The organism is Actinacidiphila sp. bgisy145 (genome assembly GCF_057708125.1).
On record NZ_JBYIRL010000018.1, the window covers coordinates 91,658 to 108,843 of the forward strand.

Consider the following 17,186-nt stretch of genomic DNA (forward strand, 5'->3'; position numbering starts at 1 on the left):
CTCGGAGACAGACATGCACCGCGCACTGATCATCGTGGACGTGCAGAACGACTTCTGCGAAGGCGGCAGCCTCGCGGTGCCGGGGGGCGCGGACGTGGCCGCCGCGGTCACCGACCTGATCGGGCAGTCCGCCGGGGTGTACCGGCACGTCGTGGCGACCCGCGACCACCATGTGGACCCGGGCGACCACTTCTCGGACGAGCCGGACTACGTGTCGTCCTGGCCGCGGCACTGCGTCGCGGGCACCGAGGGGGTCGGGTTCCACCCGAACTTCACGCCCGCGGTGGCCTCGGGCGCGGTGGACGCGGTCTTCGACAAGGGCGCCTACGCGGCGGCGTACAGCGGTTTCGAGGGCAGGGACGAGAACGGCGCCGGGCTGGCCGCGTGGCTGCGCGAGCGGGAGGTCGACGAGGTGGACGTGGTGGGGATCGCCACCGACCACTGCGTGCGCGCCACCGCGCTGGACGCGGCCCGGGAGGGCTTCACCACCCGGGTGCTGCTGGACCTGACCGCGGGGGTGGCGCCGGAGACCACCCGGCAGGCGCTGGTGCAGCTGCGGGCGGCCGGGGTGGAGCTGCACGGAGAGGTCGCGGCCGCGGGCGGAGCGTGACCCCAGGCCCCAGGCCCCTTGCCCCTTGCCCGGGTCCCGCGCAAGGGAACCCGCCGGCTACGCGTGGTGGCTGAGCCGCTTCAGCGTGGAGATCGGGTACCAGGGGTCCGTGCCCAGGGCCCCGTACTCCCGCCAGACCAGGCCGTCGGGGTGGTGCAGCACCGCGGAGACCTCGTCGGGGGTGGGCGGCTCGGCGTTGCCGGTCAGCCGCGCGCCGCGGAACCCGAGGTTGCTCAGCCGGGTCAGGGCGCGCTGGCGGTTCACCGCGTGCACCACCACCCGTACGGCCAGCTCGGGGCACGCCGGGTGCGGCAGGCCGAGCGCCACCACGACCGTGCCGCCCGGGAGCTTGATGAAACCGCCGACCGCCATGAGCACATCTTCTGCGCATCGGCCGCCGCCCACCAGGGGACGGCGGCCGTACGTCGCGTCACCGCAGGTCAGCGCGGCGAGTGTGACCGATGTTACCGATGTGACGGGCTCACCTGGACCGTCAGGGTGCTCCCGTCGAGGGCCTGGCCGGTGATCGTCAGCCGGGTGTTGGTGTCGGGGACCTTGACGCTGCCGTACGGGTTGCTCGCGTACCAGTACGTTCCGTAGTGGTCGTCGAAGACCGGGGCCCCGGGCTTGGCGGCGATGCGCTTGGCGACGCCGTCGTCATGGAGGGTGAACCCGGCCGACGGGTACCAGCTGAACGGCGAGTCGTACGCCTGGACCCGGTTGCGGATGACGGTGCCGTCGGTGAACGTCTCCGGCTTGGCGTGCGCGTCCACCGGCAGGATCTCGCCGCTGCCGGGGTGGGCGCCGACGTTGTTGTCCTGCTGCGAGGTGTCCCACAGCCACACCAGCAGCCCGGTCTGGTACGGGTAGTGCTCCACCCAGTCCGGCCGGGTGCTGGTCCAGCCGAAGTTGTACGGGCCGGTCTTCAGCGTGGTGTCGTACGAGGTGTACTGCCGGTTCTCGGCGATGTAGTACTCCGGGTAGTCCTTGCTGAAGGAGGCGCCGATCCGGGAGAAGCCGTCGGCGCTCCAGCCGTTGTCGTCGGTCTCGGCGCCGTCGGTGAGCAGCGCCTTGCCGTCGGCGGTGACGCTGATCGCGTCGGCCGCGAAGCCCTGCTGGGCCACGCCGCCGTCGGTGGCGTAGCGGAAGCGCAGCTGGATCTGCCGGCCGGCGTAGGCGTCCAGCGGGAAGGACAGGTTTTCGTAGGCGCCGGAGGTGCCGGTCAGGGCCGGGCGGTCGCTGCCGTCGCGGGGCAGCGCCTTGCCGTTCGCGGTGCCCTCCAGCGCGGTCCAGTTCGCGCCGCCGTCGGTGGAGACCTCGGTGTAGAGGAAGTCGTAGTTCTGCTCGATGTCCCACCAGCCCTTGAGGTCCAGGGCGGCGGTGGTGGCGCCGGTGAGGTCCACGGTGCGGGTCAGGGTGTTGGACAGGTCGTCGCCCATGCCGCTCCACCACTGCTTGTCGCCCTCGGCGGGCGTGGTGACGGTGGTGGTGACGGACTTGTCGGGCAGCTGCACCACCAGCGCCTGTTTGTCCTTGGTGTTGTACTCGGCGACGCCCAGCTTGGTGGTGGAGCGGGTCGCGGCCTTGGCGGTGCCGTAGTTCAGCCAGCCGAGCTGGAGCTTGTCCCAGGCGTTCATGTCGTCGGGCAGGTCGCCGATGGCGTTCTGGCCGGTGCCCATCCAGGAGCCGGAGGACATCAGCGTCCAGAACGCGGTGCTGTTCTCGCCGACGTAGGAGGTGTCGTACTCGTCGGGCAGGCCGAGGTCGTGGCCGTACTCGTGGGCGAAGACGCCCAGGCCCCCGTTCTCCGGCTGGAGGGTGTAGTCGCCGACCCAGATGCCGGTGTCGCCGATCTCGGTGCCGCCGGCCTTGTCGCCCTCGGGCCCGGTCTTCCCCGCGTCGCTGCCGTAGGCGTACCAGCGGTGCGCCCACAGCGCGTCGGTGCCCTGGGCGCCGCCGCCGGCCGACTGGTCCTCACCGGCGTGCACGATCTGGAAGTGGTCGATGTAGCCGTCCGGCTCGTTGAAGTCGCCGTCGCCGTCGTAGTCGTAGCGGTCCCACTGGTCGTACTGCGCCAGGTCGGCCTTGATCTGCGCGGCGGTGCGGCCCTGCGCCTGCTGGTCGGCGACGTAGGCGGTGGTGGCGTCGCGGATCAGGTCCCAGGCGCTGGAGCAGATGGTGGAGCCGCACCAGTCGGAGCCGTAACGGGCCTCGTTGTAGGGGACCTTGACCCAGTCCGAGACCTCGCCGTCGACCGAGTAGCGGCCCGAGGACTGCTTCTCGTAGTACTTCGCCAGCGACTCGGTGTCCTTGGCGTGGGAGAAGTACAGGTCCTGGAAGTGCTGCTGGTCGTAGTCGGCCTGCCAGGCGGTGCTGTTGTCCTGCGAACGGTCCGGCTGGGCAATGGTGTTGTGGGCCGGGCCGGGGTCGCCGCCGTACTTGGCCACGGGCGGCTCGGGTCCGTCCGGGCCGTCGGGGTCGTAGGTCGTGGTGTCGTCGACCTGGTCGCCGAACTCCACCAGGATGGTGAAGATCTTGTCGGTCTTCTCCCGGCCCAGCTCGACGTACTTGCTCTGCTTGCCCTTGCCGTGGCCGAGTTGGACCACCTGGGAGCCGTCGCGCTGCTGGACGGTGGCGTCGCCGGAGACGACCTGCTGGAGGGCCGCGGAGTGCTCGGCGGCCTGCTGCTTGCTGAACGGGCCCGGCAGGTTGTGCGGTTCGGCCTGCGCCGGGTCGTGCTCGGCGGCGGCGGATGTGGTGCCGGTGCTGCCGGAGCCCGCGGACGCCGCGGCCGCGCCGGTGGCGGCGGCCGGGACCGCGAGCACGGCTATCGCGGCTGCCAGGGCGGCTCTTTGGCTGATCCAGTGCTGTCTTTTCAAGATCCTTGACCTCCCCTTGGGAAAGGCCATTGCACCGGAGCGACGGGCGAAAAGACAGATCTTGACTTGCGCATGACGTGCTGGTTAGCTGGGCCGCTTCCCGGTGACCGCGATCCGCCGACCGGACGCCAGCGGCCCCAACGGGACTGCGTCGCACAGGCGTTGAGGTATCGGTCACACGTGCGACCCCGTGCGCCCCCCGTGCTCCGCACCGCGGGTGAGGCAACGCTTACCCGGGGACGGGTCTGGGCATTTCGAACCGTAGAGTCACGCCCGTCAGCAGGCCCCCGCATCTCGACGCACCCCCTTGAGGACGGTTCCCTCATGCCACGCCCCACGCACGCGCAAGTCGCCTACGGTGCCGGCACCGTGGTCCTGTTCACCTTCGCGGTCCTGCTGCTGACGGGGGCGTCCTCCACCGGGGCGGTGATCGGGTTCGCCGCGCTCGGGCTGCTGCTCGGGGTGGTGGTCGCGGCCGCGCTGCGGCCCGCCGGGGACGGTGCCGCCGAACAGCCGGCGCGCGCGGCGGCCCCGGCACCGGCCCGGGAGCACTCCCTGCGCTGAGCCGCGGCGCCCGGCGCCCCGGCCTCCCGCACTACGGCGTGGCCTGGACCACGACGGTCTTGGCGGCCTTGTCGTGGATGCCCTGCTTGTAGGGGCGGTCGATGACGATCGTCGCGCCGATGACGAGGAACCAGACGCAGGAGCAGCAGAAGGCGGGCAGCCACAGGATGGCCGCGCGGATCGCGGCGGCGTAGGAGTCGGGGACCCGGCCGTTGTCCAGCATGGCCGCGCGCATCCCGAGCAGGCGCTTGCCGACGGTCTGCCCGGTGGCGCGGGTCATCAGGAACTCGTAGAGGAAGCCGATGCCCGCGGTGAAGATCCCGCCGACCGCGGAGCGGCCCGCGGTGAAGTGGCTGCCCTGCGCCCCGACGGACGCCCAGTCCAGGAGGTAGGAGGGGATCAGCACGATGATGATGTCGATGATCCGCGCCAGCAGCCGCCGGCCGGCCTCCGCGAGCGGCGGCATCCCCGCCAGCGGGTCGGGGCCGCCCGGGCCGCCGCCGTAGGGCTGCTGACCGTACGGGTTCTGGTCGTACGGGCTCTGCCCGCCCGGGCCCCCGCCGTACGGGTTGCCGCCGTACGGGTTGCCGGGCGGCGGCTGGTCCGGCGGGGGCTGCTGCCCGCCTGACGGTTTGTCGTACGGTGAGCCGCCGCCGGGCTGATCGCTACTCATGCCCCGAGTCAAGCCCGGGTGCCGCTCCCCCGCCCGCGGGCCGCAGCCGATCGGAGTACGACAGGCCCTAGCCGCGGGCGACGAACGTACGGGCCGCCTTGTCGTGCCAGCACTGCTTCCAGGGGCGGTCGAAGAGGCACCAGGCCACGCCGACCACGCCGACCGCCAGCAGGTTCAGCACGGTGCGCAGCAGCCAGCGGCGCGCGCTGAGGCCGAAGCCGGGCGGCAGTTGCGCCTCGATGTCCAGCACCCGCAGCCCGACCAGGCGCTTGCCCAGCGTACGGCCCCACCTCGCGGTCGGCAGCACCTCCAGCAGCACGCCGGCGACGAGGAACGTGGCCAGTACGGCGCCGAGTTGGGCGCCCGTGGTGCTGTCGATCAGCCAGACCCGGACGGTCTCCCCGGTCAGCCGGGCCTGGTCCACCTTGTCCTTGGCGTGGTGGTAGGCCGCGGTGCCCAGCGGCACGGCGGCGACCGCGGTCACCGCGCCGAGCACCACGGCGTCGACCAGCCGGGCCAGGAACCGGCGGACCAGCCCGCCGGGCCGGTCGGGGGCCCGGGACGCCCCGAACGGGTCGTCCACCGGCGGCCGCCACGGCACCACCCCGCCCTCGCCCCGGGCCAGGTCCTGCACCTGCGCGGCCCACGGGGCGGACGCCTGCGCGGCGGACTCGGGAACGGGTGCGGGCGCGGCCGGAGCAGGAGCAGGGGCCGGAGCCGGTGCGGGCACCAGGGGCGACAGCGGCGGGGACTGCTGGGCCGGTGCCGGGAAGGGCGCGGGGGCCGGCGGCTGCGGCGCCGGCAGGGGCTCCTGGACGGCCGGGGACTGCGGGGAACCCCAGGAGATCGGGGGCAGCCCGGCACCGGCACCGGAGTGCGGGGCCGGCCAGGACGGCGCCTGCTCCTGGGCGAGATGGGCCCGCGGGTCGGGCACCGGCCGCTGCGGGGCGGGCGCCGCCACGGGGCCGACCCCGGTCTCGCTCCACCGCTCGGCGGTAGGTGCGGCCGGGTCCTCGTCGAGGAACATCGGGCCGGACTCGTCGAGCGCGGGCGGACCGGGCGCGGCGGGCGCGGGCGCCGGGGCCGGTACGGGGGCCGGCGCGGGTACGGGCGCCGGGGACCCGCCGGGCAGCGCCCCGTCCACCGGCGCGGGGCGGCTGGTGCCCGGCACCCACGCGGAGCCGTTCCAGTACCGGATGTAGTGCGGGATCGACGGGTCCGGGTAGTACCCGGGCACAGGAGCGCCGGACCCACCCGGGGACGCGGACGGCTGGGGGGATGCCGACGAACCCGAGGAGCCAGAGGTGGGTGCGCTCATGGTCACAGTTCCGTATCTGCTCGACCGCGGGGTGGTGTCACGTCCACATCTACCAGAATGACCGGCCCGGCGGGTCCACGCCGGCGCGCACCCCGCTCCACGACGTCTCGTTGACATGTCATTACCCCGGTGCGCCGCCGTCCGCTCCGGGTTCGAGAAATCTGAAGCGAATCGGGGAAACCCGCGTAATGGTTGGAGAGGTACGCGCTCTCTTCCAGGTGCAGGCCCCGTCGCGACACCCGCACCCGGGGCCACCGCGCCAAGGAAAGGACGTCGGACTCATGCAGAACGTGGTGGAACGTGAACTGGAGATGCAGCTCGTGCTCTCACCGGAACGGAGCATTCCGGTGCCGGCTCGGCTGACCTACCGCACGGACGATCCGTATGCGGTGCACATCACCTTCCACATCGGCTCCGACGCGCCCGTCAACTGGACGTTCGCCCGTGAGCTGATCGTGGAGGGGGTGTTCCGGCCGTGCGGGCACGGCGACGTGCGGATCTGGCCGACGAAGGTCAACGGGCGCAGCGTGCTGTGCATGGCGCTCAGTTCGCCCGACGGCGACGCGCTGCTGGAGGCGCCGTCCTCGCCGGTGGCCGCCTGGCTGGAGCGCACGCTGCGGGTGGTGCCGCCGGGCAGCGAGCACGAACAGCTCGGCATGGACGACGGGTTGAGCCGGCTGCTGGCTCCCGCGGCCGGCGACGAGCTGTGGCTGCGCGACCCGTGGTCGGACTCCGACGACACCCCGGACGCCAGTGCGTGAGCGCGGCGGCGGTCAGAGCACCTTACCCGGGTTGAGCAGCCCGAGCGGGTCGAAGACCGCCTTCACACCGCGCTGCACCTCCAGACCCACCGGGCCCAGTTCGCGGGCGAGCCAGTCCTTCTTCAGCAGTCCCACGCCGTGTTCACCGGTGATGGTGCCGCCGAGGGCCAGACCGAGGGACATGATCTCGTCGAAGGACGCGCGGGCCCGGCGGGTCTGGTCCGGGTCCTGCGCGTCGAAGCAGACGATGGGGTGCGTGTTGCCGTCCCCGGCGTGCGCGCACACCCCGATGGTCAGGTCGAACTTCGCGGCGATCGCGGCCACCCCGTCGAGCAGGGCCGCCAGCCGGGCGCGCGGCACGCACACGTCGTCGATCATCGAGGCGGTGGAGACCCGCTCCAGCGCGGGCAGCGCCAGCCGGCGGGCCTGGAGCAGCATCTCCGACTCGGCGGGGTCCTCGGCCGGCACCACCTCGGTGGCGCCCGCGGCCGTGCACAGCTCGGCGAGCACGGCGAGGTCCGCGGCCGGGTCGTCCGAGTCGTACCCGGCCAGCAGCAGCGCCTCGGTGCTCTCCGGCAGGCCCATCCGCGCCATGGCGTTGACCGCGCGGATGGTGGTGGCGTCCATCAGCTCCAGCAGCGAGGGGGCGTGGCCGGACTCCATGACCGCGCACACCGCGGCGCCGGCCGCCTGGGCGGAGGGGAACTCCGCGACCAGGGTCAACTGGGGGCGCGGGGCGGGCCGGAGCGCGAGGACCGCCTTGACCACGACGCCGAGGGTGCCCTCGGAGCCGACGAAGAGCCGGGTCAGGTCGTAGCCGGCGACGCCCTTGGCGGTACGCCGGCCGGTGCTCAGCAGCCGCCCGTCGGCCAGTACCACGTCCAGGCCGAGGACGTACTCGGCGGTCACCCCGTACTTCACGCAGCACAGGCCGCCCGCGCCGGTGCCGATGTTGCCGCCGATGGTGCACTGCTCCCAGCTGGAGGGGTCCGGCGGGTAGGACAGGCCCTGTTCGGCGACCGCGCGGGAGAGCACCGCGTTGACGACGCCCGGCTCCACCACGGCGATCCGCTCGACCGGGTCGATCTCCAGGATGCGGTCCATCGCGGCCAGCGACAGCACGATGCAGCCGTCCACGGCGTTGGCGCCCCCGGACAGGCCGGTGCGGGCGCCCTGCGGGACGACCGGGACGCGGAACCGGGTGGCCGTCCGCATCACGTGCTGGACCTGTTCCACGGAGGTGGGGCGCACGACGAGGGCCGCGGTGCCCGCGTCCGAGAAGCTCGCCATGTCGTGGGCGTAGGACGCCACGACGTCGGGGTCCGTGACGATCGCCTCCGGCGGGAGGACGGACGACAGCTCGGCTCTCACGTCATCGTGCATGCCGCACAGCGTGTCATATGCCTCCCCCGTTGGGGAGGGGCGTTCTCCCGCCCACCCGCCCGCCCCGCCCCCCAACGGGAGCCGTCAGAGGTTGCCGCGGCGCTCCTGTTCGCGCTCGATCGCTTCGAAGAGGGCCTTGAAGTTGCCCTTGCCGAAGCCCATGGAGCCGTGGCGCTCGATCATCTCGAAGAAGACGGTCGGGCGGTCCTGGACCGGCTTGGTGAAGATCTGCAGGAGGTAGCCGTCCTCGTCGCGGTCGGCGAGCAGCTTGAGTTCGCGCAGCTCGTCGAGGGGCACCCGGGTCTCGCCGACCCACTCCCCGAGGGTGTCGTAGTAGGAGTCGGGGGTGTCGAGGAACTCGACGCCGGCGGCGCGCATCGCGCGGACGGACGCGACGATGTCGTTGGTGGCCAGCGCGATGTGCTGGACGCCCGGCCCGCCGTAGAACTCCAGGTACTCGTCGATCTGGGACTTCTTCTTGCCCGCGGCCGGCTCGTTGAGCGGGAACTTGACCTTGCGGGACCCGTCGGCGACCACCTTGGACATGAGCGCGGAGTACTCGGTGGCGATGTCGTCGCCGATGAACTCCTTCATGTTGGTGAAGCCCATGACGTCGTTGTAGAAGGACACCCACTCGTTCATCCGGCCGAGTTCGACGTTGCCGACGCAGTGGTCGACGGCCTGGAAGAAGCGCCGCGCGGGCGGCTCGACGAGGGGCACGGCGGCCTCGTAGCCGGGCAGGTAGGGGCCGTCGTAGCCGGTGCGCTCGACGAGGGTGTGCCGGGTCTGCCCGTAGGTCGCGATGGCCGCCAGCACGACGGTGCCGTGGTCGTCCTTCAGCTCGTAGGGCTCGGTGAGGCCGGTGGCGCCGTGCGCGGTGGCGTAGGCGTACGCGGCGCGGGCGTCGGGGACCTCGATGGCGAGGTCGACCACGCCGTCGCCGTGCGCGGCGACGTGCTCGGCGAGGAATCGGCCGTACTCGGTGTCCGGCTTGATCACCGAGGTGAAGACGAAGCGCGCGCCGCCCGACTCCAGGACGTACGACGCGGTCTCGCGGCTGCCGTTCTCGGGGCCGGCGTACGCCACGCGGCGCATGCCGAACGCGGTGGAGTAGTAGTGCGCCGCCTGCTTCGCGTTGCCCACCGCGAAGACGACGGCGTCCATGCCCTTGACGGGGAAAGCATCCGGGGTCCCAGTGAGTGCAGTCATGGGAAAAGCGTCCCGCCGCCCTTCAGAGTGCGCAATAGTTCCGGTTTTCACTGGACAGTGTGTGCAGCCGAGGCCAGGCTCGTACCGTCAATCTGTGCAGTATGACCATGGAAGGCGGGCGGGGATGGGGATCGACGCGCTGGACGGCCGGTTGATCACACTGCTGGACGAGGAGCCGCGGATCGGCGTGCTGGAGGCGTCGCGGCGGCTGGGGGTGGCGCGCGGCACCGTGCAGGCGCGGCTCGACCGGCTGCGGGCCAATGGAGTGATCCGCGGTTTCGGGCCGCAGGTGGACCCGGCGGCGCTCGGCTACCCGGTGACGGCGTTCGCGACGCTGGAGATCCGGCAGGGCCAAGGCACGGACGTCCGGGCGCACTTGGCGGGGGTGCCGGAGGTGCTGGAGCTGCACACCACCACCGGGGAGGGCGACATGCTCTGCCGGCTGGTGGCCCGGTCGAACGCCGACCTCCAACGGGTGATCGATCGGGTTGTCGGCTTTGATGGCATCGTCCGGGCCGCCACGGCGATCGTCATGGAGAACCCGGTGCCGCTGCGGATCATCCCGCTGGTGGAGCAGGCCGCACAGGACACCTGACGGTCCGTGCGGGACGCGCGGGCCCCGCGGCCGGCGCGGGACGCGAGGCGACGGGAGGAGGGCGGCCGTGAGTTTCTGGCAGTACCTGTCCAACCGGCACCAGCAGTTGCTGTTCGACGCCTACCAGCACGCCAGCGCGGTCTTCCAGTGCATGGTGGTCGCCACCGTGGTCGGCGTGCTGATCGGGGTGCTCACCTACCGCGCCGAGTGGGCCGGCAACCTCTCGATCACCACGACCGCGGTGATCCTCACCATCCCGTCCCTGGCGCTGATCGGCCTGCTCATCCCGATGCTCGGCCTGGGCGTGCCGCCGACGGTCACCTCCCTGGTGCTGTACGGGCTGCTGCCGATCGTGCGCAACGCGATCGTGGGGCTGCGCGGGGTGGACGCGTCGCTGGTGGAGGCCGCCCGCGGCATCGGCATGTCCCGGGCGGCCCGGCTGCTGCGGGTCGAACTGCCGCTGGCCTGGCCGCCGATCCTCACCGGCATCCGGGTGTCCACGCAGATGCTGATGGGCATCGCCGCGATCGCCGCCTACGCCTCCGGGCCGGGCCTGGGCAACGAGATCTTCACCGGGATCGCGTCGCTGGGCAGCGCCAACGCCCTCAACGAGGTGCTGGCCGGCACCCTCGGCATCATCGTGCTGGCGCTGGCCTTCGACGCGGTCTACGTCCTGATCGGCCGGCTGACCATCCCGAGGGGGATTCGTGGCTGAAGCAGCGGACCGGCCCGAAGCGGCTGAGCCCGACACGGACGCGGGCGCGAGCACGGGAGCGCGGGTGGCGGCCGACCGTACGGCGGCCGGCGAGGAGCACGGCGGCGGCCAGGGGCGGGCCTCGGGCGCCGCGATCGTCCTGGAGGACCTGACGAAGCGCTACCCGGGCAACCCGCGGCCGGCCGTGGAGAGCGTCAGCATGGAGATCGGCGCCGGTGAGACGGTGATCCTGGTCGGGCCGTCGGGGTGCGGCAAGTCCACCACGCTGAAGATGATCAACCGGCTGATCGAGCCGTCGTCCGGGCGCATCCGGATCGGCGACGAGGACGTCACCGGCATCGACCCGGTGAAGCTGCGCCGCAAGGTCGGCTACGCGATCCAGTCCTCCGGGCTCTTCCCGCACATGACGGTCGCCGAGAACATCGGGCTGGTGCCGAAGATGGTCGGGTGGGGCAAGAGCCGGGTCCGGGACCGGGTGGAGGAGATGCTCGACCTGGTCGGCCTGGACCCGCGGGAGTTCCACGGCCGCTATCCGCGGCAGCTGTCCGGCGGGCAGCAGCAGCGGGTCGGCGTGGCCCGGGCGCTGGCCGCGGACCCGCCGGTGCTGCTGATGGACGAGCCGTTCGGCGCGGTGGACCCGATCACCCGCGACCACCTCCAGGACGAGCTGATCCGGCTCCAGCACGAGCTGCACAAGACCATCGTGTTCGTCACCCACGACTTCGACGAGGCGATCAAGCTGGGCGACCGGATCGCGGTGCTGCGCGAGCGCTCGCACATCGCGCAGTTCGACACCCCCGAGGCGATCCTCACCAACCCGGCCGACGAGTTCGTCGCCGGCTTCGTGGGTGCGGGCGCGGCGCTGAAGCGGCTGAACCTGACCCGGGTGCGGGACGTGGAGATCGCCGACTTCGCGGCGGTCACGGTGGACGAGCCGCTCCAGTCGATCTTCGACCGGCTGCGGGCCGGCCAGCACAACGAACTGCTGCTGCTGGACCGCCGGCGGCGGCCGTACAAGTGGCTGCGGCGCGGCGACCTGATGCGGGCGCGGGGCTCGCTGGCCCGCTCCGGCACCCTGGTGACGCACACGGTCACCCGGGACGCGACGCTGCGGGACGCGCTGGAGGCGGTGCTCACCGACAGCGGCGGCCGGGTGGCGGTGACCGGGCGGCGCGGGGAGTTCATCGGCGTGGTGGACATGGAGACGCTGATGAACTCGGTGCACGAGATGCTGGAGGCGGACCGGCTGACCGCGCTGGAGCACCGGCACGAGCTGGAGGAGGTCAAGGCGCGGCAGGAGGGCGGGCCGGGAGCCGGCGAGGACGGGCAGGCGCCGTCATGACCGGGGTCCGGGACGGCGAGCGCGACGGGTACGGCGGCGAGCGCGACGACCGTGGCGAGCGCGGCGGGGCGAGCCGCTGGGACACCGCGGGCCGGGCCACCGGGCTCGCGCCGGAGCACGAAGGCGATCCGGCGGCCGACCCGGACGGCCGCGACACGGACCGGGAGGGCGGCGGCCCGGGCGGGGGCGGCGGGCGGGGCGGCCGTCCGGCCCGGAAGGTGACCTGGCAGAAGCTGGTGATCACCCCGGCCGTCCTGGCGGTCGCCCTGGTCGCCACCTACTTGTGGATCACGAACATCCACCTGGACGCGATCGAGCACAACTCCCTGGACAACGGCAATGTGCAGCTGCGGCTGTGGCAGCACATCCGGCTCACGGCGATCTCCACGTTCTGGGTGCTGCTGATCGCGATCCCGCTGGGCATCGCGCTGACCCGGCGCCGGCTGCGGCCGGTGGCACCGGCGTTCACCGCGCTGGCGAACATCGGGCAGGCCACCCCGGCGATCGGGCTGCTGGCGCTGCTGGTGATCTGGCTGGGCATCGGGGCGCGCACGGCGATCATCGGCATCGTCGCGTACGCGGTGCTGCCGGTGCTGTCGAACACGATCGCCGGGCTGCGGGCGATCGACCCGACGATGGTGGAGGCGGCGCGCGGCATCGGGATGTCGGCGCGCGGGGTGCTGACCCGGGTCGAACTGCCGCTGGCGGTACCGCTGATCCTGGCCGGGGTGCGCACCGCGCTGGTGCTCAACGTCGGCACCGCGACGCTGGCCACGTTCGGGGGCGGCGGGGGGTTGGGCGACCTGATCACCTCGGGCATCGTCAACCAGCGGATGCCGGTGCTGATCCTCGGCTCGATCCTGACGGTGGTGCTGGCGCTGTTCGTGGACTGGCTCGCCTCGATCGCGGAGGCGCTGCTGCGGCCGCGCGGGCTGGGGGCGAAGGCGTGAGGCGGGGCGCGGGGTTGCGGCACGGCGCCCGGCCGCCGCAGGCCGGCAGCCGCCGGCCGACGGGGCGGCGGGCGGTGGCGGCGGTGGCCGCGGGGCTGGCGGCGCTCGCGGTGGTCTCCTCCTGCGGGCTGACCAGCGGCAGCCCGCTGGTGGACGATGTGCAGCCGGGCACCCTCGGGCGCGGCAAGCCGCTCAAGGGCGCCTCGCTGACCGTCACCTCCAAGAACTTCAGCGAGAACATCATCCTGGGCGAGATGATCGGCCTGGTCTTCAAGGCGGCCGGCGCCTCGGTGCTGGACCGCACCAACATCACCGGGTCGATCGGCGCCCGCGAGGCGGTCAAGTCCGGCCAGGCGGACGCGATGTACGAGTACACCGGCACCGCCTGGATCACCTACCTCGGGCACACCACGCCGATCGCGAGCCCGCACGCGCAGTGGCAGGCGGTGCGCGACGCGGACCTGAAGAACGGCCTGACCTGGCTGCCGCCGTCCACCCTCGACAACACCTACTCGCTGGCGGTCAGCGCGCGCAACGAGGCGAAGTACCACCTCAGGACGCTCTCCGACGTGGCCGCGCTGGCCCGCAAGGACCCCAAGGCCGTCACGCTCTGCGTGGAGAACGAGTTCGCGTCCCGGCAGGACGGCCTGGTCGGCATGGAGAAGGCGTACGGCATGAGCCTGCCGTCGGGGAACATCCAGAAGATGGACGCCGGGATCATCTACACCCAGATCAACAAGAGCAACTCCTGTCTGCTGGGCGAGGTGTACACCACCGACGGCCGGATCAAGTCGATGAACCTGACCGTCATGAAGGACGACCGGAACTTCTTCCCCAACTACAACGCGGCGCCGGTGATCTACTCCAAGACGTTCCGCAAGCACCCGGTGATCGCGCAGCTGCTGGACCCGCTCAGCGCGAAGCTCACCACCGCGGTCGCGCAGCAGCTCAACGCGAAAGTGGACGTGGACGGCCAGGACCCGCACGACGTGGCGAAGGACTGGCTGGAGAAGGAGGGCTTCATCAAGGCGGGCTGATCCCCCGCCGCATGGATGCAAAGATTCTTTGCAAAGGAGTCTTGCAAAGAATCTTTGCACTCCCCTACCGTGGTGGCGTGCCCAAGAACCCTGCGGACGGCGTCCGCCACCCCGACCAGCCGCGCGAGGTCCGCGTCATGGACCCGCGCGCGCTGCGCGCCCTCGCCCACCCGCTGCGGATGCGGATCATGGCCGCGCTGCGCGAGTACGGCCCCGCCACCGCCTCCGGGCTCGGGGAGCGGCTCGGCGAGTCCAGCGGCGCCACCAGCTACCACCTGCGCCAGCTCGCCGCGCACGGCTTCGTCGCCGACGACCCGGAGCGCGGCACCGGCCGCGAGCGGTGGTGGAAGGCGGTGCACCGCGGCACCCGGTTCGACAGCGCCCAGGAGTTCCTGGGGCACGCCGACCCCGAAGTGCGCGGCGCCATGCGGTCGTTCCTGCACCAGATCGCGGTGGAGCACGCCGAGGCCCTCACCACCTGGCTCGGCACCTCCGACGAATGGCCCGAGCCCTGGCGGGAGTCGGGGGACATCAGCAGCTTCACGCTGCGGCTGACCCCCGAACTCGCGGCGGAACTCGGGCGCCGCGTCGAGGAGTTGATCGAGTCCTACCGCGACCGGGTGCCGGAGCCGGCCGAGGGCGAGCACCCGCGCAGCCCGGCCGCCGACGGCTCGGCGAGCGTACGCGTCCACTTCCACGCGTTCCCGCGCCGCGTCGACTGACCTGTCCCCACACCCGCACCCGCACCCGCACTGATCCCATACCGCTCATCGCACTCACGGGGGGACCCGCCATGAGTTCATCAGCCATGCCCGCTTCCGGGCCGGACCCCGCCGGCGGGATATCCGCCGGCCCCAGGGACCGCCGCCCGCTCGCCCTGCTGCTCACCGCCAACGTCGTCTCCGTCGCGGGCAACATGCTCACGCTGGTCGCCGTCCCGTGGTTCGTGCTCGCCACCACCGGCAGCCCGGCCCGCGCGGGGCTGGTCGCCTTCGCCTCCACCGTGCCGGTGGTGCTGGCGGCGCTGCTCGGCGGCCCGCTCATCGACCGGCTCGGCTACACCGTCACCAGCGTCGTCTCCGACACCGTCTGCGCGCTGGCCACGGTCGCCGTCCCCGTCCTGCACGCCACCGGGCACCTCACGTACGGGCTGCTGCTGGTGCTGGTGGCGGTCAGCGGGCTGTTCCACTCCCCCGGCGAGACCGCCCGCGAGGTGCTGATGCCGCGGCTGGCCGCCCGCGCGGGCACCACGGTCGCCCGCGCCTCCAGCGGGTACGAGGGCGCGACGCGCGGGGCGCGGATGCTGGGCGCGCCGCTGGCGGGCGTGCTGATCGCGGGGATCGGCGCGGCGAACGTCCTGCTGCTGGACGCGGGCACCTTCGCGGTCTCCGCGCTGCTGATCGGGCTGGGCGTGCACGAGCGGACCCGCGGCGCGGTGCGCGGCGAGCGGTCCGGGAGCGCGCGGGGCGGCCGGGGCGGGAAGCTGGCGGCGTACCGGGCCGAGCTCGCCGAGGGGTACCGCTATCTGCTGCGCGCCCGGCTGCTGTTCGCGGTGGTGGCGATGGTGATGGTGACCAACGCGCTGGACCAGGCGTGGTCGGCGGTGCTGCTGCCGGTGGACGCCCGCGAGCACCTGGGCGGATCGGTCGGCGTCGGGCTGGTCTCCGGGGTGTTCGCCTGCTCCGCGCTGGCCGGGTCGCTGCTCTTCGGGGCGGTCGGGCACCGCTTCTCGCAACGGGCCCTGTACATCGGCGGGTTCCTGGTCTGCGGCTTCCCGCGGACGGCGGTGGCCGCGCTGCTGCCCGGACTGGCCCCGCTGCTGGTGGTCTGCGCGGTGTGCGGGCTCGGCGCGGGCGTGCTCAACCCGATCATCGGCACCGAGATGGTGCGGCTGATCCCGGAGCGGCTGCGCAGCCGGGTGTTCGGCGCGGTGACCTCGGGCGTACTGGTCGCGGTGCCGCTGGGCGGCCTGCTCGGCGGGTACGTCGTGCAGTACGCGGGCCTGCGCACCGGGATGCTGGCGGTCAGCGCGCTCTACCTGCTGGCCACGCTGAGCCCGCTGGTGCTGCCCGCGTTCCGCGCGTGGGACGCGGCCGGGGCGGAGGCGGCCGCCGAGGCCCAGGAGCAGGTCGGCGCCGAGGTGTAGCGGCTCAGCAGGTGGGGGTCTGACGGCCCGCGCGCAGGTCGGCCAGCGCGGACAGGGCGCCGTCCAGTGTGGTGACGGGGACCAGCTTCAGCCCGCCGGGCAGCGCGGCCTTGGCGTCGCTGCACTCGCCGCGCGGCACGATGAAGACGGTGGCGCCGTCGCGGACCGCGGCCTTCTCCTTCAGCGGGACCCCGCCGACCGCGCCGACCTTGCCGGAGCCGTCGATGGTGCCGGTGCCCGCGATCACCTTGCCGCCGGTCAGGTCGCCGCCGTGGCCGTCGCCCTCGACCTTGTCGATGATGCCCAGGGTGAAGAGCAGGCCCGCGCTCGGGCCGCCGACGTCCGCCAGCCGCAGGGTGACCTTCACCTTCGACGGCGACAGGCCCAGGTGCTTCAGGGCCGCGGTGGTGGCGTCCTGCTGCGAGTCGGTCATCTCCTTCTGGTTCGCCTTCTGGATCTCCTCGACGGAGCCGCCGGTCGGGTAGACCGAGTCGCGGGGCATCACCGCCTTGCCGGAGCTGAACCACGCCTTCGCGACGTCCGAGAAGTGCACCGACGCGTTCGGGGCCGTCGCCGCGACGGTCACCAGGCGGAGCTGGCCGCTGGTGGTGCGGGTCTGCGCGCCGGTCACCGTGATCACCGGGGTGCCCTTGTCCGCGCCCAGGACGTTCGCGGTCAGCCCGGGCACCACGATCGACATCGGCAGCGGCGCGAACGCGGCGACGGCCAGCAGGGCGACCACGAACGCGCCGCACAGGCCGAGGATCAGGGTGCGGCGGGAAACGGCAGGCATGCGGCGAAGCTTATCGGGTGGGCGGGACCCTCCCGGGTGCCCCCGTCCTGCCCGTTCCGGGACCACCTGCCGGTGGGTGGGCACCCCCGGCCCTGCCCCGTCCTGTCAGCCACGGGACCTTGCGGTCCGCGGTGGCTTGTCGCGCAGTTCCCCGCGCCCCTTCGGGCGCGAGCTTCTTTTCGTGGGAAGAGCCGAGCGCAATCCAGGGGCG

The 17,186-nt window shown here is 72.7% G+C and carries 17 protein-coding genes; 10 read left to right on the top strand and 7 right to left on the bottom strand.

The features are described from left to right. Window positions 1-13 precede the first annotated feature (13 nt). On the top strand, window positions 14-610 hold the full coding sequence (locus tag AC3ERT_RS18210) for an isochorismatase family protein (RefSeq protein ID WP_435175370.1): 597 nt from the start codon (window positions 14-16) through the stop codon (window positions 608-610). 57 nt (window positions 611-667) lie between these two features. Here AC3ERT_RS18210 and AC3ERT_RS18215 read toward each other — a convergent pair whose 3' ends face one another. Together AC3ERT_RS18215 and AC3ERT_RS18220 are read right to left on the bottom strand one after the other, a co-directional pair. Beyond that, window positions 668-982, bottom strand: coding sequence for a hypothetical protein (locus AC3ERT_RS18215; RefSeq protein ID WP_435175372.1), 315 nt, complete (start codon window positions 980-982; stop codon window positions 668-670). A gap of 92 nt (window positions 983-1,074) precedes the next feature. Next, window positions 1,075-3,489 (bottom strand): immune inhibitor A domain-containing protein, encoded by a 2,415-nt coding sequence (locus tag AC3ERT_RS18220; RefSeq protein ID WP_488180739.1) that lies wholly within the window; start codon window positions 3,487-3,489, stop codon window positions 1,075-1,077. A 324-nt stretch (window positions 3,490-3,813) separates the two neighbouring features. Here AC3ERT_RS18220 and AC3ERT_RS18225 point away from each other — a divergent pair, with 324 nt between their 5' ends. Next, a complete protein-coding gene (locus tag AC3ERT_RS18225; RefSeq protein ID WP_435131845.1) occupies window positions 3,814-4,053 on the top strand; it encodes a hypothetical protein in 240 nt (79 codons plus the stop codon). Window positions 4,054-4,084: 31 nt separating this feature from the next. Here AC3ERT_RS18225 and AC3ERT_RS18230 read toward each other — a convergent pair whose 3' ends face one another. After that, a complete protein-coding gene (locus AC3ERT_RS18230; protein WP_435131842.1) occupies window positions 4,085-4,726 on the bottom strand; it encodes an RDD family protein in 642 nt (213 codons plus the stop codon). Window positions 4,727-4,793: 67 nt separating this feature from the next. Further along, window positions 4,794-6,044 carry an RDD family protein gene (locus tag AC3ERT_RS18235; protein ID WP_435175376.1) on the bottom strand — a complete coding sequence of 417 codons (1,251 nt, stop codon included), beginning with the start codon at window positions 6,042-6,044 and terminating at the stop codon, window positions 4,794-4,796. Between the two features lie 281 nt (window positions 6,045-6,325). Here AC3ERT_RS18235 and AC3ERT_RS18240 point away from each other — a divergent pair, with 281 nt between their 5' ends. Next, on the top strand, window positions 6,326-6,805 hold the full coding sequence (locus tag AC3ERT_RS18240) for an SsgA family sporulation/cell division regulator (RefSeq protein WP_335977756.1): 480 nt from the start codon (window positions 6,326-6,328) through the stop codon (window positions 6,803-6,805). A gap of 12 nt (window positions 6,806-6,817) precedes the next feature. On the opposite strand, the gene AC3ERT_RS18245 is transcribed toward AC3ERT_RS18240, so the two are convergent. Then, on the bottom strand, window positions 6,818-8,188 hold the full coding sequence (locus tag AC3ERT_RS18245) for an FAD-binding oxidoreductase (RefSeq protein WP_335977754.1): 1,371 nt from the start codon (window positions 8,186-8,188) through the stop codon (window positions 6,818-6,820). Window positions 8,189-8,272: 84 nt separating this feature from the next. Beyond that, the gene (gene hppD, locus AC3ERT_RS18250) at window positions 8,273-9,397 is read right to left on the bottom strand and encodes a 4-hydroxyphenylpyruvate dioxygenase (protein ID WP_435175378.1); all 1,125 of its coding nucleotides are present in this window, start codon (window positions 9,395-9,397) and stop codon (window positions 8,273-8,275) included. A gap of 124 nt (window positions 9,398-9,521) precedes the next feature. Between hppD and AC3ERT_RS18255 the strand changes: the two genes are divergently transcribed. The 7 genes from AC3ERT_RS18255 to AC3ERT_RS18285 all read left to right on the top strand — a co-directional run bounded on the left by AC3ERT_RS18255 (window position 9,522) and on the right by AC3ERT_RS18285 (window position 16,182). Next, window positions 9,522-9,992 carry an Lrp/AsnC family transcriptional regulator gene (locus AC3ERT_RS18255; protein WP_335977750.1) on the top strand — a complete coding sequence of 157 codons (471 nt, stop codon included), beginning with the start codon at window positions 9,522-9,524 and terminating at the stop codon, window positions 9,990-9,992. Between the two features lie 67 nt (window positions 9,993-10,059). Then, the gene (locus AC3ERT_RS18260) at window positions 10,060-10,707 is read left to right on the top strand and encodes an ABC transporter permease (protein ID WP_335977748.1); all 648 of its coding nucleotides are present in this window, start codon (window positions 10,060-10,062) and stop codon (window positions 10,705-10,707) included. Next, window positions 10,700-12,049, top strand: a complete 1,350-nt coding sequence (locus AC3ERT_RS18265) for a betaine/proline/choline family ABC transporter ATP-binding protein (protein WP_435131833.1) — start codon at window positions 10,700-10,702, stop codon at window positions 12,047-12,049. The genes AC3ERT_RS18260 and AC3ERT_RS18265 overlap by 8 nt, the downstream gene beginning before the upstream one ends. Further along, on the top strand, window positions 12,046-12,999 hold the full coding sequence (locus AC3ERT_RS18270) for an ABC transporter permease (RefSeq protein ID WP_435175380.1): 954 nt from the start codon (window positions 12,046-12,048) through the stop codon (window positions 12,997-12,999). The genes AC3ERT_RS18265 and AC3ERT_RS18270 overlap by 4 nt, the downstream gene beginning before the upstream one ends. Window positions 13,000-13,073: 74 nt before the next feature. Next, a complete protein-coding gene (locus tag AC3ERT_RS18275; RefSeq protein ID WP_435175415.1) occupies window positions 13,074-14,036 on the top strand; it encodes a glycine betaine ABC transporter substrate-binding protein in 963 nt (320 codons plus the stop codon). A gap of 137 nt (window positions 14,037-14,173) precedes the next feature. Next, the gene (locus AC3ERT_RS18280; RefSeq protein ID WP_435132004.1) at window positions 14,174-14,758 is read left to right on the top strand and encodes an ArsR/SmtB family transcription factor; all 585 of its coding nucleotides are present in this window, start codon (window positions 14,174-14,176) and stop codon (window positions 14,756-14,758) included. 71 nt (window positions 14,759-14,829) lie between these two features. Continuing rightward, window positions 14,830-16,182, top strand: a complete 1,353-nt coding sequence (locus AC3ERT_RS18285; RefSeq protein ID WP_435131828.1) for an MFS transporter — start codon at window positions 14,830-14,832, stop codon at window positions 16,180-16,182. A gap of 4 nt (window positions 16,183-16,186) precedes the next feature. Here the strand turns inward: AC3ERT_RS18285 and AC3ERT_RS18290 are convergent, their stop codons facing one another. Further along, window positions 16,187-16,975 (bottom strand): hypothetical protein, encoded by a 789-nt coding sequence (locus AC3ERT_RS18290; protein ID WP_435131825.1) that lies wholly within the window; start codon window positions 16,973-16,975, stop codon window positions 16,187-16,189. Window positions 16,976-17,186 lie beyond the last annotated feature (211 nt).

Coding starts and splice junctions, on each gene's coding strand:
- AC3ERT_RS18210 (WP_435175370.1), top strand. CDS start 14: ATGCACCGCGCACTGATCATCGTGGACGTGCAGAACGACTTCTGCGAA.
- AC3ERT_RS18215 (WP_435175372.1), bottom strand. CDS start 982: ATGGCGGTCGGCGGTTTCATCAAGCTCCCGGGCGGCACGGTCGTGGTG.
- AC3ERT_RS18225 (WP_435131845.1), top strand. CDS start 3,814: ATGCCACGCCCCACGCACGCGCAAGTCGCCTACGGTGCCGGCACCGTG.
- AC3ERT_RS18230 (WP_435131842.1), bottom strand. CDS start 4,726: ATGAGTAGCGATCAGCCCGGCGGCGGCTCACCGTACGACAAACCGTCA.
- AC3ERT_RS18235 (WP_435175376.1), bottom strand. CDS start 6,044: ATGAGCGCACCCACCTCTGGCTCCTCGGGTTCGTCGGCATCCCCCCAG.
- AC3ERT_RS18240 (WP_335977756.1), top strand. CDS start 6,326: ATGCAGAACGTGGTGGAACGTGAACTGGAGATGCAGCTCGTGCTCTCA.
- AC3ERT_RS18245 (WP_335977754.1), bottom strand. CDS start 8,188: ATGCACGATGACGTGAGAGCCGAGCTGTCGTCCGTCCTCCCGCCGGAG.
- hppD (WP_435175378.1), bottom strand. CDS start 9,397: ATGACTGCACTCACTGGGACCCCGGATGCTTTCCCCGTCAAGGGCATG.
- AC3ERT_RS18255 (WP_335977750.1), top strand. CDS start 9,522: ATGGGGATCGACGCGCTGGACGGCCGGTTGATCACACTGCTGGACGAG.
- AC3ERT_RS18270 (WP_435175380.1), top strand. CDS start 12,046: ATGACCGGGGTCCGGGACGGCGAGCGCGACGGGTACGGCGGCGAGCGC.
- AC3ERT_RS18280 (WP_435132004.1), top strand. CDS start 14,174: ATGGACCCGCGCGCGCTGCGCGCCCTCGCCCACCCGCTGCGGATGCGG.
- AC3ERT_RS18285 (WP_435131828.1), top strand. CDS start 14,830: ATGAGTTCATCAGCCATGCCCGCTTCCGGGCCGGACCCCGCCGGCGGG.
- AC3ERT_RS18290 (WP_435131825.1), bottom strand. CDS start 16,975: ATGCCTGCCGTTTCCCGCCGCACCCTGATCCTCGGCCTGTGCGGCGCG.